12 protein-coding genes and 1 tRNA gene are annotated in these 14,915 nt (G+C 65.6%); 7 read left to right on the forward strand and 6 right to left on the reverse strand.

Annotated elements, in window-relative coordinates:
- Window positions 1-734: 734 nt before the first annotated feature.
- The 3 genes from mksF to mksB are packed head-to-tail and all read right to left on the reverse strand — an operon-like array spanning window position 735 to window position 5,459.
- On the reverse strand, window positions 735-3,536 hold the full coding sequence (gene mksF / locus AR540_RS02615) for an Mks condensin complex protein MksF (protein WP_059226296.1): 2,802 nt from the start codon (window positions 3,534-3,536) through the stop codon (window positions 735-737).
- Entirely contained in the window at window positions 3,533-4,207 is a 675-nt protein-coding gene (gene mksE / locus AR540_RS02620) for an Mks condensin complex protein MksE (RefSeq protein WP_059226297.1), read from the reverse strand. Before mksE ends, mksF begins: the two co-directional genes overlap by 4 nt.
- A complete protein-coding gene (mksB, locus tag AR540_RS02625) occupies window positions 4,197-5,459 on the reverse strand; it encodes an Mks condensin complex protein MksB (RefSeq protein ID WP_059226298.1) in 1,263 nt (420 codons plus the stop codon). The genes mksE and mksB overlap by 11 nt, the downstream gene beginning before the upstream one ends.
- Before the next feature lie 404 nt (window positions 5,460-5,863).
- Here mksB and AR540_RS02630 point away from each other — a divergent pair, with 404 nt between their 5' ends.
- Window positions 5,864-6,691 (forward strand): hypothetical protein, encoded by an 828-nt coding sequence (locus AR540_RS02630; protein WP_059226299.1) that lies wholly within the window; start codon window positions 5,864-5,866, stop codon window positions 6,689-6,691.
- A complete protein-coding gene (gene rimI, locus AR540_RS02635) occupies window positions 6,691-7,143 on the forward strand; it encodes a ribosomal protein S18-alanine N-acetyltransferase (protein ID WP_059226300.1) in 453 nt (150 codons plus the stop codon). The genes AR540_RS02630 and rimI overlap by 1 nt, the downstream gene beginning before the upstream one ends.
- A 16-nt stretch (window positions 7,144-7,159) precedes the next feature.
- Here the strand turns inward: rimI and AR540_RS02640 are convergent, their stop codons facing one another.
- Complete coding sequence (locus tag AR540_RS02640) at window positions 7,160-7,693, reverse strand: hypothetical protein (protein ID WP_059226301.1); 534 nt, start codon at window positions 7,691-7,693, stop codon at window positions 7,160-7,162.
- A gap of 127 nt (window positions 7,694-7,820) precedes the next feature.
- Between AR540_RS02640 and otsB the strand changes: the two genes are divergently transcribed.
- Both otsB and otsA read left to right on the forward strand, forming a co-directional pair.
- The gene (otsB, locus tag AR540_RS02645) at window positions 7,821-8,579 is read left to right on the forward strand and encodes a trehalose-phosphatase (protein ID WP_059226302.1); all 759 of its coding nucleotides are present in this window, start codon (window positions 7,821-7,823) and stop codon (window positions 8,577-8,579) included.
- 1 nt (window position 8,580) lies between these two features.
- Window positions 8,581-10,029: an alpha,alpha-trehalose-phosphate synthase (UDP-forming) gene (otsA, locus tag AR540_RS02650; RefSeq protein ID WP_059226303.1), complete on the forward strand. Its 1,449-nt coding sequence runs from the start codon at window positions 8,581-8,583 to the stop codon at window positions 10,027-10,029.
- Between the two features lie 198 nt (window positions 10,030-10,227).
- Here the strand turns inward: otsA and AR540_RS02655 are convergent.
- Both AR540_RS02655 and AR540_RS02660 read right to left on the reverse strand, forming a co-directional pair.
- A tRNA-Met gene (locus AR540_RS02655) sits at window positions 10,228-10,304 on the reverse strand.
- Window positions 10,305-10,604: 300 nt separating this feature from the next.
- Complete coding sequence (locus AR540_RS02660; protein ID WP_059226304.1) at window positions 10,605-11,651, reverse strand: LacI family DNA-binding transcriptional regulator; 1,047 nt, start codon at window positions 11,649-11,651, stop codon at window positions 10,605-10,607.
- 138 nt (window positions 11,652-11,789) lie between these two features.
- On the opposite strand from AR540_RS02660, the gene AR540_RS02665 reads away from it, so the two are divergent.
- The 3 genes from AR540_RS02665 to AR540_RS02675 are packed head-to-tail and all read left to right on the forward strand — an operon-like array spanning window position 11,790 to window position 14,872.
- Window positions 11,790-12,731 carry a sugar phosphate isomerase/epimerase family protein gene (locus tag AR540_RS02665; RefSeq protein WP_059226305.1) on the forward strand — a complete coding sequence of 314 codons (942 nt, stop codon included), beginning with the start codon at window positions 11,790-11,792 and terminating at the stop codon, window positions 12,729-12,731.
- A complete protein-coding gene (locus tag AR540_RS02670; RefSeq protein ID WP_059226306.1) occupies window positions 12,728-13,897 on the forward strand; it encodes a Gfo/Idh/MocA family protein in 1,170 nt (389 codons plus the stop codon). The genes AR540_RS02665 and AR540_RS02670 overlap by 4 nt, the downstream gene beginning before the upstream one ends.
- A gap of 48 nt (window positions 13,898-13,945) precedes the next feature.
- Window positions 13,946-14,872 carry a sugar phosphate isomerase/epimerase family protein gene (locus tag AR540_RS02675; protein WP_059226307.1) on the forward strand — a complete coding sequence of 309 codons (927 nt, stop codon included), beginning with the start codon at window positions 13,946-13,948 and terminating at the stop codon, window positions 14,870-14,872.
- Window positions 14,873-14,915: the final 43 nt, after the last annotated feature.

The raw sequence follows: 14,915 nt of genomic DNA on the forward strand, positions 1-14,915 counted from the left end.
TCAGAAGTGAAACGATGCATCGCCGATGGTAGTGTGGGGTTTCCCCATGTGAGAGTAGGTCATCGTCAAGCGCCTAATACCCAGCACCCCCGCTCAGTTCACTCTGGCGGGGGTGTTGTCTTTGGGGTGGGAAAAAGCTTGATAGGCCGAGTCCAGTCTGTCGCTCTGCAGTCCTGCAGCCTGCCTGGATACATGGCGAACGGATAGACGCGCAATGTGCTGGAGAGCGGGCCGGCCACGGACGGAACGTCTGCCGGGTAAGTGCCGGTTTTCTTCATTCCCTTGTTCTCACTCTCTTCTGAAGCTCTGAGATCGGCAGTGCCCTCACCCTAGCCCTCTCCCAGAGGGAGAGGAGATGAAGAGCCGTTCGATAGAGAGGCTGGCGGGGTCTCTGCCAGTAAGGCGCTGCGGGTCGTCTGAATGCAAAGCGAGAGCGACAACAGCCCGGCTACGCCGGGCTGTTTTGTTTCCGGGTTAGGAAGGGAGATCTGGCCAGCCAAGGAGTGGACGCCGCGAACTGACATCTGCAAAAGGCCAATATCTAAATGCTGATGGCTGGTGGGCCGGTCTTGGCTTTGCCGATCGCGGCCATGGGCCGTTTCCACGGGCTTCGGGAAGCATTAGAGCGCTATGGCCGCGCTAAGCTAAGAGGCCTACGAATGCTGCTGGATCAGCGGTAGTCGCTCATGAAAAAAGCCCGGCATGTGCCGGGCTTTCTACTTTCTGGAAGGGGCTCAAGCCGGTTCGGGCAGGGCCAGGTCGCGTTTGGCGATGTATTTCCAGTCGGCTTCGTCGATGTAGATGCCGCCGGGACCGCTGCCGGCTTCGAGGTCGATGGCGACCTGGGCGCTGACCTGGGGTTTGACGCTGGCCAGGATGGGCACGAAGCCCAATTGCTGGCTGGTCTCGATCAGGGCCTGCTGGTTGCGTTCGTCGATGTCGGCGGCTTCGTCCAGGTAGTAGGGCAGGCGGATCTTGGCGGCGCGTTCCCGGTCCATCAGGTGCAGCAACAGGTACATGTTGGTCAGCGCCTTGATGGTCATGGTGGTGCCGTTGGAGGCGGCGCCGTCGATGTCGGTATGGAGAATCGGCTGGCCGCCCTGCTTGGTGATCTCGAAGGCCAGTTCGAACAGATCCTTGAGGCCCAGCTGGTTGCCGTTGGCTGCCACCAGACGGGCCAGATAGTCCCGGGCTTCTTCGTTCTTCTGGTCCTGGCCGCTGTCCTGGGTAAGGTCGAACACCGAGAGGGTTTCACCTTCCTCGTATTGACCAGCGCTATGGATGATCTGGTCGATGTGCTTGAGGGCATCCTTGTTCGGCGCCAGGACGATGCGGAAGCTCTCCAGGTTGGAGACCTGCTTGCGGTTGATCTCGCGATTGAACAGCTGCAGCTGGTGTTCGAGATTGTCGTAGTCGCTGCGGATGTTTCTCAGGGTGCGGGCGATATCGGTGACGGCGGCACGGCGGGCCTTGGCCAGGGTCAGGGCTTCGTCCTGGCGATGGGCATAGGCGTTGACCAGCAATTGCAGGCGGCGCTCGGGATCTTCCTCGTTGTCGAACTTGGCGACGCCCTTGAGGCGGACCTGGGCGTAAAGGGCTTCGATCTGGGTGTCGGCACGCTGCAGGGCCTGCCAGGTGTCCTGGTAGTCGTTGAGCAGTGGCAGCAGGTTCTCCAGGGAGTCGTCCACCCCTTCCATGAAGGGCGTGCCCCGGGGCAGGTCGGTGGGCAGCAGCTGGCGCCGACGCAGGGCATCGGCCAGGGTGCGGTCCTTGGCTTCCAGGTCGGCCAGTTGGCGACCGATCAGTTGCAGTTTGGCGGATAGCTGCTGGACGCGCTCGGTGAAGGCATCGCCGGCGCGTCTCAGTTCGTCCTGAGCGGCTTCCAGCTGGGCCAGTTGTTCGAGCTTTTCGTTTTCTTCCACGCTCAGGGTCTGGCAGCGGCGGAAGTCTTCCAGGGCTTTCTGGGCGTCCAGTACCTGCTGGTACAGGGCTTCGGCCTGGGCCTTGCTCGCCTGGCGGTCGGCGATGACGCCCTGCTGGGCCTTGAGCTGCTTGAGCTCGCGTTCCAGACGGTCCTTCTGGTCGCGCAGGGCGGCGCGGTCGGCGAGGGCCTGGAGGGTGGGCGGTTCGATGCCGGAGAGATCGAGGGACAGGCCGGGGAGTTCGAAGCGATCGCCTTCGAAGCGTTCCAGGATGCCTTCGAGGGTCTTCAGCCAGCTGCCGTCCTCGGCCAGTTCGACACCCTTGGAGCCCAGGGGCAGGCTGAACAGCTGGCCATTGAACAGGCGCATCAGGCGCTCGACGTCGGCCTGGCTGAATTCCTCGCGCAGACGGGCGTAGCTGTTGTTGTCGGCATGGTCGAGTTGCTGACGCAGGCCCTTGAGGCGCTGTTCCAGTTCACGGACGCGCTGGTCGAGGTCTTCGCTGCTGAACTGCCGCGACTGGGAGAGGGCGCCGGCCAGTTCGTCGTGGGCATCCTTGGCGGCCAGCAGCTGGGCTTCCAGGGGCGCGGTGGAGTCCACCAGGGCGAAGCGGTGCTTGAGCTGGGCCAGGTCGGCGAGCCAGCGTTGCAGGCCGCTGACTTCGCGCTCCAGACGCATCAGTTCGCTGGTGCCATCGCGCTGGTTCTGTTGCAGGCTGTCTTGTTCCAGGCGGTAGTGCTCGCTCTGGGCCAGGAGTTCGTCACGGCGGTCGATGGCATAGTGCTGCCAGGTGCCAAGCAGGCTGTCGAGCAGCGGCGAGAGACGATGCAGCTTGCCTCTCAGGCGGTCGCGCTGTTCGACGCCGTTGGCCAGGGCCTCCACCAGGGGGCCGGCGGCGACCAGGGACTGGTAGTCCTGCTCCATGCGGCGCACGTCGCGGAAGGCCTCTTCGCAGGCGGCGATGTAGTCGACGCTACCGGATCTCAGGCTGTGCTCGAAGGCGTCGAGGAACAGCTGCTTGAGCTTGGCCGCGGTGATCTCGCGCATGTGCAGCAGGTTGATGAACAGGGCGCGGAAGGTCTTGAGGCTCTGTTCGCTGGTGGACCTGAGCGGAATGAGGGTGAGGTCCAGGGGGATGCTGGTATGGCCGCCGACCAATAGACGGCGCAGTTCCTCGGGCTTGACCTCGTACGCCTTGATACCGGCGCGCTCCAGGTTGGCGAAGAGTTCGCGCTGGCGCAGGCAGGTGCCGTCGCGTTGGTAATGGGCCAGGTCCAGTTCGCCGGCATAGACGAAGAACTGGTGGCCGAAGCCGCCGCCCGGGCCACGTCCGGCCACCCCGATGACGTGGGTGCCGTGGGCCAGGCGCAGCTCGACGAGGATATAGCTGGTGTCGGTGGCGAAGTAGAACTTGCGCGACTGCTCGCTGCTGTACTTGCCGAAGCTCATGTCGGAGAGCCGCGCCAGGATGGGGAATTGCAGGGCGTTGATCGAGGCGCTCTTGCCTAGGTTGTTGGCGCCGTAGACCGACAGCGGCTGTTCCAGGGGGAACAGGCCCAGGCTGTAGCCGGCAGTGTTGAGCAGGGCGAAGCGGCTGATGCCGTAGCGGATCATAGGTCGAACTCCCGTTCTGCGGCGATGGCGCGGGCCAGGGCGGCCTCTTCGTCATCCTCGGCGCTGCCGTCTTCGGCGTCTTCTTCATCACCGGCCAGGGTAGGGGCCGGCAGCGGCAGGTCGCTGGCGTGCAGGCTGGCGGCCAGGTCGCGATCCTGTTGCACGGCCAGGCAGACGTCGAGGAAGCGGTGCATGGGCGGCAGGAAGCGGTAGCTGCCGTTGCTGTCCAGGGCGAAGCCGAGTTGGGTCAGGCGGCGCAGGATCTTTTCTTCCAGCTCGTCCTGGGTGGTGACCTCGGCCTGCAGGAAGAGATCGCGGTACTTGTCCAGCAGGGCCGGCAGTTCGGGCCGGCCGAGGGTGCCGCCATCGAGCACGGCCAGCGGGTCGCGGCCCTGGTCGGCGAGATGCTCCACCAGGATGAAGGTGAACAGCGCCAGGCGCTGGGCGGTCTTGTTGACCTGGGTGCCCATCTGCTCGGGGACGAAATAGTAGAAGCCGCGCGGGTCGCAGACCAGCTCGAAGCCGAGGGCGCGGAACAGGGCGCGGTACTGGTCCTGCTGCTGACTGAGTTGGGCGTAGCACTCGGGCTCGCTGCGGGACAGGTGATAGCCCTTGAACAGCTCGCGGAAGATGGGGGCGAGCTGGGTCATTTCGTTGAGATCAAGTTGCATGGGCATCGCTCGCGGAGGATCGGGCGGCCAGGGCGTAGGAGCACAGGCTGACGCGGTGTTCGAGGGTGTCGTAGTGGCGGCGGTCCAGGCGCTGGCGCTGGAAGCGCGCATCGCGGGACAGGCGTGAGAACCAGTAGAGCAGCTCGTCGGTGTCGCCGGCGGGCTCCTGTTCCAGCAGCCAGGCCATGAGGTCGGGCAGCGGCAGGGCGTCCTGGCAGAGGTCGAGCATCTCGCGCACGGTGCGTGGTGCGGCGGAACGGCGGGTGTCGCGTGGTCGACCCGACTGGCTGGGGAAGCGTGCCGGCTTGGGCTCGAAGCGGGCCAGGGCGTAGACGTAGCTCTCCACCTGGGCGGCGGTGCCAAGGAAGACGCTCTGCGGCCGGCTGAACAGCGGCAGGGCGGCCTGGGGCACGGCGTCGAGCCCCTTGCGGCGGATGGCGGCCAGGGCCAGGGCGGCGCCACGGGTGACGGCGTTGTGCCGCCGCGCCTCTTCACGCAGCGGCAGCAGCAGTTCGCGGGCGCGTCTCAGGGCCAGCTGGGCGGCGTTGTGCATTTCCAGGATGCGCGCCTGGGTGCGCAGCAGCAGGTCGTCATCGACCAGTTGGCCGAGGCGCTGCTGTTCGCCCAACAGGTGCAGCAGCACCTGTTCGACGCGGTAGACGCCGCGCTCGAAGGCGCCATCGGCGGCCACCAGCTGGATCATCGGCTCGACGTATTCGTCCCAGGTGGCCAGCACCTCGGCATAGCGCTGGCGCAGGGGAATCTGGCGGTCGCTGGTCTTGGCCCGTTCGGCGACGCCTTCCAGGGCGTGGCCATCGTTGGCCAGCTTCTTGAGAACGTCGCGCACACGCATGTCCAGCAGGCGCAGCTGGCGCGCCAGGTCCGGGCCGTCGCGGTTGTCGAAGGCTTCGCGGATATGGCCGGCGAGACGCTCCAGATGGCGCAGGTAGGCCTCGATCTCCAGGCACAGGCCGAGGCGGTGCTCGCGTCTCAGGTAGCCGAGGAAGTCGTGGATCTGGCCGTTGAGTTCGAAGCGGTTGGGGCTCTTGGCCACCGGCACCAGGATGTCGAGGCGAATCCAGGTGTCGAGCAGTGCCGTGAGGTCGGCCGGCGTGCGCTCGGGCAATTGCTCGGCCAGACGGGCGCGCAACTCGGCCAGCCCCAGGGTGCCGCTGTCGAAATGGGCGCACAGCGGATCGATGAGGTGCCAGTGTTCGGCGAGGGTACGCAGGACGCGTTTGGGGTCGATCATGGCGGGGGACCGCACCAGGCAAAAGCGGCATTGTACTCCAAGCGCCAAAGCCTTCGATGGGATGCGATGGGACCGACGGGCAGCGCGGCCTTTCGATCCCGGACGATCCGCGCGACAATGCCGGCCCGAATAATCCCGCCGTGTGTCAGAGCCTATTCAAAGTCTGCTGCGCGTCGGCCAAACAGCGTTGAAAATGGCCTGGGTCGCCAGCCCGGCCTGGGCGGCCCCGTCGCCATGCTCATTTACTGTTTGTAAACCCGAGCGCGGGTCCGATCCGCTTCCTCGGTCATTTGATTCGCTGGCGCTCACCCTGCGGGCCAGCCGTTGGCTGTTACTCCCGCTGGTCGTTGCGCTTTGTTTGTCACTAGCTCGCGAGCCTTTGAACAGGCTCTCAGGATCCGCCCATGTCCGACGCCGCCGCCTCCGCTTCCCCGTCGCTCGCCGCCGAGGCGCGTCGTCGCGCCTATCTGCAGGCGCTACAACTGGATGTCTGGGTGCCGCGCACGCCCTTGCCCTTCGCCGCGCCTTCGCGGCCGGAGGTGCTGTGGGTGGAAGAGGTGGATGAGGTGGAAGCGGCACCCGTGGTCGCCAGGGTGGTTCGGCCCGCGCCGGTTCCTGCGGCGTCTCCCGCCGTCGAGGCGCCTGCGGCCGCCCGCCCGCGCATCGAGATTCCCCGGCCCGGTCCGGCCAAGCCGGCCGCGAGCGTCGTCGTCGAGCCGGAAGCCGAACGCGCCCCCCCGCCGCCCCGCGAGCCGGCACCGCGTTTCGCCCTGCAACTCCTGCAAGCCGGGCGTTGCCTGCTGTTGCTGGAGTTGCCGACCGGGGATGCCCTGGGTGCGCGCGATCCCGCCTATCTGCTGTTGCGCGACCTGCTGCGGGCGGCTGGGCTACCGGAGACACCGCGAATCGTCAGCGAAGAACCCATTCGCTGGCCGCTGCTCAACAGTGGGCAACTCGACCAGGGGCCCGCCGCTGCCGCCGAGTTCGTGCAGAGCTTCGTGGCGGCGCACCAGGAGCGCCTGGGCGAGGGGCTCGGCCTCTGGCTGATCGGTGGCGCGGCGCGGCGCTACAGCGGAGTCGAGCAGTACGAAGAGACCGGCGTGGAGCGGGAGACGGCACTGGGATCCGCCTGGCTGGTGCCAGGGCTGGAGGTATTGATGGAAGAGCCGGCTGCCAAGGCCGCGCTCTGGCAAGCCATGCGCCCTCTGCGGCGTCGCTGGACGGATGAGTAATGAACGATGCGGTGCGCTTTCGGCGCATGACCGAAGCCGACTTGAACACGGTATTGAAGATCGAATACCAGGCCTTCAGCCATCCTTGGACCCGCGGCATCTTTCTCGATGCGCTGAAGTCCTACGACTGCTGGGTGATGTTCCTGGGTGACCAGCAGGTGGGACACGGGGTGATCAACGTGATCCTCGATGAAGCCCATCTGCTCAATATCACCATCAAGCCGGAGAATCAGGGGCGTGGCCTGGGCTTGCGCCTGCTGGAGCAATTGATGCAGGAAGCACGCAAGGCCAAGGCCAACGAATGCTTCCTGGAAGTGCGGGCCAGCAACCAGGCGGCCTATCGACTGTACGAGCGCTACGGCTTCAACGAGATCGGCCGCCGACGGGATTACTATCCCGCGGTCGGCGGCCGGGAAGATGCGCTGGTGATGGCCTGCACCCTGCTGGACTAGACCTGCGCGGCGTCGATCAGTGATCGGCGCGCTTTTCGTCCAGGTCCAGACTGGTCTCGCCGGCGAGGTCCTCGTCGGTGGCGTCCAGGTCGGCGTAGCGGGCGTCGCGCTGCGTTTCAGCCTCATTGGGCTGGTCGGCTTCACCGTCCCAGGCCTGACCGTCCAGCGGATGGCTGCGTCCCAGTTCGGCTTCGTCCTGGCCGGCGCCGCCGCCGATCTCGCTGTCCTCGACCACGCTCAGGTCCTTGTCGTTGGGCCAGGCATCGCCATAGTCGCTAGGGGAGCGGGCACCGGTTTCATCCAGCAGGGTTTCCGGGCTGGCATCGTCCAGCGTCGGTTGATGGTCCAGGGTTTCGCCGCCGGTCATGCCGGCCTGGCGCACGCGTTCTTCGGGGAATTGGCCCTGGTAGTCGCGTTCGTCCAGTTCGTCGCCGATGCGACCGCCGCGATCGTCCTTGCGCTCGCTGAAGTCCAGTTCGCGCATATCGCCCATGCGGTCCTGGATGTCGTCGATCTCTTCGGGGGTCTTGGTGATGTCGGGCTTGTTCATTAAGGTCTCCCAAGGCTTGGCTGCTAGAGCGTCTCCCAGATTCGGACTACGAGCCGGCAGGGGGAATTCCTCCGCGCTGCCAGAAGGTGTGAACGAACCATACGGTGACCCGACAGTCGTAACTTGCATGATCGACCTCGACAGCCTCACCTCATCGGGCCAGCCGCTGGCCTTCTTCTTCGATCTGGATGGCACCCTGGCAGAACTGCAGCCACGTCCGGAACAGGTTTTCATTCCCGCTGAAACCCTCGCCGCGCTGGAGCAACTGGCCCGTCGATATGCCGTGGCCGTGGTATCCGGCCGACCGCTGGCGGAGATCGATGGCTTCACGGCGCCGCTGAGGTTGCCCGCCGCCGGGGTGCATGGCGCCGAATGGCGGGATCCCCAGGGTGAGCTTCATCGCGTGACCCTAGATGGCGAAGTGCTGGCGCAGGTTGGTCAGCGTCTGGAGGCGGTCCTGGGGGATCACCCGGACCTGCTGCTGGAGCGCAAGAGCGTGGCCTTCGCCCTGCATTATCGTCAGGCGCCCGAGAAAGAAGCCCTGGTGCACGAATTGGCCGCAGGCATCGCGGCCGAGCATCCCGAATTCAAGCTGCAACCCGGCAAGTGCGTCTTCGAACTCAAGCCCGCTGCGGCGAGCAAGGGCGAGGCCGTTGCCCGCTTCATGGAATTGCGACCCTTTGCCGGCTGCCTGCCGGTGTTCGTCGGTGATGATCGTACCGACGAGGAAGGGTTCGCCGTCGTCAATGCGCGAGGCGGATTGTCCGTCAAGGTAGGGGAAGGGGAAACGGTCGCCAGGGCCCGCCTGCCGTCGGTGGTGGCAGTTGCCCGCTGGCTGCAGGACCTGAGTCGCGACCTCGCGCCACATTATAAGCAAGGAGATTAGGATGAGCCGTTTAGTGGTGGTATCGAATCGGGTAGCCCCGATCGAGGAAGGCAAGGCGACCGCGGGTGGCCTCGCGGTGGGTGTCCTGGACGCCCTGCGCAAGTCGGGAGGCATCTGGTTCGGCTGGAACGGCGAGACGGTCAAGGAAAACGGACCGGCGAAGACCCAGACCAAGGACAACATCGACTACGTGACCTTCGGCCTGACCAAGCGCGACTACGACCACTACTACCGCGGCTTTTCCAATGCCACGCTGTGGCCGATCTTCCACTACCGGATCGACCTGGCGCGCTACAACCGGGAAGAGTACGACGGCTATCGGCGCGTCAACATGGCCATGGCCGAGCGCCTGAAGCCACTGCTCGAGCCCGACGACATCATCTGGGTACACGACTATCACCTGATTCCCTTCGCCGAAGCCTGCCGCATGCTGGGCATCCGCAACCGCATAGGTTTCTTCCTGCACATTCCCTTCCCGGCACCGGAAATCCTCACGGCCATCCCGCCGCACAACGAGTTGCTCAAGACGCTGTGCTTCTATGACCTGATCGGCTTCCAGACCGATACCGACCAGTTGGCCTTCCAGGACTACATCACCCGCGAGGTGCGCGGGGTGCTGGAGAAGGACGGCAGCCTGACCGCCTATGGCCATAACTTCCGTGTCGGCGTCTATCCCATCGGGGTGATGCCGGACGTGATCCAGAAGCAGGCCGAGTCCTACCGTACGCGGCGCCAGTTCATCTCGCGTAGCATCGAGGGCGTGCCCTACAAGACCATCGTCAGCGTCGACCGGCTCGACTATTCCAAGGGGCTGGTGGAGCGCTTCCAGGCCTTCGAGAAGCTGCTGGAGCACTTCCCCGAGCATCATCGGGCGGTGCAGTTCGTGCAGATCGCGCCCTCGTCCCGAGCGGACGTGGTGTCCTACCAGAACATTCGCCGCCAGCTGGAGAGCCATGCCGGCCATATCAATGGCCATTTCTCCGAACTGGACTGGACGCCCATCCGCTACCTGAACAAGAGCTACGACCGGCGTACGGTGATGGGGCTGTTCCGCTCGTCCGACGTCGGTCTGGTGACGCCGCTGCGGGATGGCATGAACCTGGTGGCCAAGGAGTACGTGGCGGCCCAGGACCCGGAGAATCCGGGCGTGCTGGTGCTGTCGCGTTTCGCCGGGGCGGCACGTGAACTCAATTCGGCGCTGATCGTGAATCCCTACGACCACATCGGCATGGCCGAGGCGCTGGATCGAGCGCTGCGCATGCCGTTGGACGAGCGCAAGGCGCGCTATGAGGACATGATGCGGGTGATCCGCCAGGCGGACCTGGCGTCCTGGCGCGACAACTTCCTGCGCGATCTGCGGGCCTTCAGCTCCAGGGCGCTGGTGCAGTCCATCGATAGCGAGACCGCCGCCAGCGAAGAAGAGGAGAGCAAGCAGAAGGTTGCCCTGTAAACGACGACGGCTTCGATGGAGCCCGGCTTTGGCCGGGCTTTTTCATGGCGCGGAAAAGGCCGACCACTTGGCAGTGGACGGTGTGGCGATACCCTCACCCTAGCCCTCTCCCCGAGGGAGGGGACCAAGTGCGATACCGGCTGGGCTTTTTCGTGGGCAATAAAAAAGGGTCAGCTTACGCTGACCCTTGGAAATAGGTGGTGGCTACGCAGGGACTTGAACCCCGGACCCCAGCATTATGAATGCTATGCTCTAACCAGCTGAGCTACGTAGCCATCCGAGGCGCGCATTATTAGTAAGGTGGCCAAGCCTGTCAAGCCTGTAGCGACAGATTTTTTCACTGCTGATCAGAGGCTTAGGTTCTGTACGAAAAGTCGCCGAGCGGAGATCAGGTAAGGCGAAAGTCAGCGAGGAAGCGGAGTCTACGAGTGGTAAATGCCCATTGCGACGGGGCCGTCCAGGCCGGGCTGGCGATCCAGCTGATTTTCAACCAAGCATCACCAAGCGCAGGCATTTTTCGTACAGAACCCAAGCTCGGCGAGCCGGGAGACGGTGGTCCCTGGACAGGCACCGAGTTAGTGACATTCCGGCACATCGAGTTGCAGGGGCAGCAGCTCATAGCCCGGTTGCCCCTTGTCCAGGCTCGCGCCGACCAGGACGTCCACGGCGCGGCGGGCCAGTTGCTCCCGGGGATGGGAGAGGACGGCCTGGACGAGTCCGCTGCGCAGGGCTTCCCGGGTGACGGGGGTGAGGTCGTGACAGACCACGGTCGGGAGTGGCAGGCCCTGACCGTGCAGCTCCTGCAGGGCGTGGACCACCCCCTCGATACCGCCGCCAGCGACATAGAGACCCGCCAGATTCGGATAGGCGCTCAGCAGGTCGAGGGTATTGCCGTGGGCGTAGCCTGGATCCTCCAGGGTCAGGCGTGACGCCAGCAGCTCCCAGTCCCCCGGTGCCTCGGCCAGGTAGCTGCGAAAGCTGAGTTCGCAGAGTTCCTGGCACTGGAATCTCTGGCTGCCCACCATCACCGCGACCGGTCCGGGTTGCTGGGCGAGGCGCGTGACGAACCAGCCGGCGACGCGACCCATCCGCCGGTTGTCCACCCCCAGGTAGCCCGCGCCCGCGCGGGTGGCCAGCTCGGACAGCATCGCCAGCACGGGCATGCCGTTCAGACGCAGTTCCGACACCGCTTCGCGCACCGCCACGTGATCGACCGCCACCACGCCGAGGGCATCGACTTCGCCGCGCTGGGCCTCGATCCGGCGGGCCACCGCCAGCGGATCCAGCTCATCGAGATAGCCGATCATCACCCGTACCCGGGCGCGTGCGGTGGCCGCGGCCGCTTCGGTCAAGGCCTGGGCCAGGCCCTGGTAGAAGGCCACGCCGCTTTTCTGCAGCAGGAAGCCGAGGCGCAGCGTCGGCCTATCGTGCCGCAGGCGTTGTTCGATGACGCCTTGGGCATGGAAGCCGAGCTTGGTGGCGGCGCTGGCGATGCGCTGCGCGGTATCCGCCCGCACGTTGGCGCGCAGGTTGAGTACCCGGTCGACGGTCGACAGGCTGACCCCGGCCTCGCGGGCCACGTCGGCCATGGTGGGGCGACGAGCAGCTGCGGAATCTGACATGAAATGAAAGGCTCCTCGCCTGGCCATGAGGGGTTTTGACAGGTTCGCGCCACGCACTATAGCAGCCCTGGCAGGCCCGCCTTAGCATCCGGAACACGCCTGCCGCAGGCGCCAAAACAACAATATCGGAGCTGCCCCATGGCCATTCATCTCTCCACCGCGCCCTGTTGCTGGGGCGTCGATGATGTCAAGAATCCCTTCTTGCCGCCCTGGCGCCAGGTTCTCCGCGAGGCGGGCCAGGCCGGCTACCGCGGCATCGAACTGGGGCCCTACGGGTATCTGCCACTGGATGCCGCCGAGGTCGGCCAGGCCCTTGGCGAGAATGGCCTGCACGTGGTGGCCGGCACCATTTTCGACGACCTGGTCGATCCGGTGAATCTGCCCTCCCTGTTGACCCAGACCCACGCTATCTGTGCGCTGCTCAAGCAGTTGCCTGCGGTGCCTCGGGAAGCCGGTCAGCGCTTCGCGATGCCCTATCTGGTGGTGATCGACTGGGGGCATGACGAGCGCGACTACGCCGCCGGCCATTCCGCTCGTGCGCCGCGGCTGGACGAGGCGGCCTGGAACACCGCGATGGCGCATATCCGCGCCATCGCGACCCTGGCCTGGCAGGAGTATGGCGTGCGGGCGGTGATCCATCCCCATGCCGGGGGGTACCTCGAGTTCGCCGACGAGCTGGCGCGCCTGGTGGACGATATCCCGCACGAGATCGCCGGCCTCTGCCTGGATACCGGGCATCTCTACTACGCGGGCATGGATCCCGCCGCCACCCTGCGGCAGTACGCCTCGCGCCTGGATTACCTGCACTTCAAGGACATCGACCAAGGGGTGTTCGACCGGGTACTGAACGAGCGCATCCGCTTCTTCGAGGCCTGCGCCCAGGGCGTGATGTGTCCGCTCGGCCGGGGTGTCATCGACTATCCCGCGCTGCGGACGCTGATCCAGGAGCTGGGGTACCAGGGCTATATCACCGTGGAACAGGAGCGCGACCCGCGCAACGCCCACGGCAGCCTGGAGGACGTGGCCGAGAGTCGCGCCTATCTCACCCGTGCCGGTTTCCAACAAGGAACGACCAGATGATCAATGGCAGCAAGCGTCTCTCCCGACCCCTGCGCTGGGCCATGGTCGGTGGCGGGGTGAACAGCCAGATCGGCTACATCCATCGCTCCGCCGCCCTGCGTGACCAGAGTTTCGTCCTGGTCGCGGGCGCCTTCGACCTGGATCCGGCCCGGGGCCAGGCCTTCGGCGAAACCCTGGGCGTGGCGCCGGAGCGCTGTTACGCGGACTACCAGAGCCTCATCGCCGGGGAAGCCGGGCGGGAGGATGGCGTCGAGGCGATCTCCGTGGCTACCCCCAACGGCACCCACTTCGCCATCACCAAGGCCGCCCTGGAGGCCGGCTTGCACGTGGTCTGCGAGAAGCCGCTGTGCTTCACGCTGGCGGAAGCCGAGATCCTGCGCGAGATCGCCCAGGCGCATAACCGTATCGTTGGCGTGACCTATGGCTATGCCGGCCACCAGCTCATCGAGCAGGCGCGAGAGATGATCGCCGCGGGCCAGCTCGGTGAGATCCGCATGGTGCACATGCAATTCGCCCACGGCTTCCACAGTGCGCCGGTGGAGGCGCAGAGCGAGGCTACCCAGTGGCGGGTCGATCCGCGGCTGGCCGGGCCGAGCTATGTGCTGGGCGATGTAGGCACCCATCCACTGTACATCGCCGAGACCCTGCTGCCGGGGCTCAGGATCAAACGCCTGCAGTGCAACCGGCAGAGTTTCGTCAAGAGCCGCGCGCCCCTGGAAGACAACGCCTACACCCTGATGGAATACGAGGGTGGGGCCATGGGCTGGGTCTGGTCCAGTGCGGTCAATGCCGGCTCCATGCACGGCCAGAAGGTGCGGGTGATCGGCTCCCTGGCCAGTCTCGAATGGTGGGACGAGCGGCCCAACCAACTGAGCTTCGAGGTACAGGGCCAGCCAGCGCAGGTGCTCGAGCGCGGCATGGGCTATCTGCACGCCAACGCCCTGCTGGACGACCGCATCGGCGCCGGCCATCCCGAGGGACTGTTCGAGGCCTGGTCAAATCTCTACTACCGCTTCGCCCTGGCGATGGATGCCGCCAACCGTGGCGACACGGCGGCCCTGGCGCAGATTCGTTATCCGGACATCCATGCCGGGATCGAGGGCGTGCGCTGGGTGGAACGCTGCGTGGAGTCCGCCGATCGCGGCGGCGTCTGGATCGATTACTAGGCTGAAGCCGGAGCCGATCCGGCGATTGGCAACTCAGGGGAAAGCACCATGAAAATAGCCATAGATCCCTACATGTACCGCGACCTGAGCCTGGCGGAGACCTGCCGGCATGTGGCGGAGTCGGGCTTCGAGTACCTCGAGCTGTCGCCGCGGGAAGATTTCCTGCCCTGGTGGAAGCGCCCGCGGGCGCACCGGGAGCGCATCGCCGAGTTCAAGCAGGCGCTCAAGGACCATGGCCTGCAGCTGGCCTCGCTGCTGCCCATGTACCGCTGGGCGAGTCCCCATGAAGACGAGCGACGGGCCGCCGTGGGTTACTGGAAGGAAGCCATCCAGGTGGCCGTGGAGATGGGCTGCGACACCATGAATTCCGAGTTCGGCCGAGGTCCTTCGCCCGAGCGGGGCCATCGGATCAGTTGCTGCGGTGGCAGCCACAGCCACGAATCCAGCGAGGCCGCCTGGTGGCGCTCAATGGAGGAACTGGTGCCGATCTTCGAGCGCGAAGGCATCACCCTGAACATGGAGCCCCATCCGGAGGACTGGTGCGAGACGCTGCACCCCGCCATCGACATGCTCAAGAGCATCGGCTCGAACAACGTCAAGTTCCTCTACTGTGCGCCCCATACCTTCTACTTCGGCAACGACATGGCGCAGATGATCCAGGATGCCGGCGCGCTGATCGGCCACGTCCACGTCGCCGACACCTGGAACCACAAGGCCTCGTCCGGGCTGCGCTACATCGTCAATCCACCCGGTGCCCAGGTCACCGTGCACCAGCACATGGATCTGTACCAGGGCGAGGTCGACTGGGAGCTGTTCTTCGCCTCCCTGGCGCAGGTGGGGTTCGACGGCATCGTCACCTCCTGTGTGTTCGGCTGGGAAGAGCGGGCCGACGAGTCGGGTCGTTTCATGCGCCAGGAGATCCAGAAGTACGTGGACCGGTACTGGCCCGGCGCTACGCCGGGAGCGGCGCGCTAGCGGCGGCACCGGCACGCGCCGCCGAGCACCGGGCCGCAAGGCG

Source organism: Pseudomonas sp. EpS/L25 (genome assembly GCF_001512295.1).
Lineage (GTDB): Bacteria > Pseudomonadota > Gammaproteobacteria > Pseudomonadales > Pseudomonadaceae > Chryseomonas.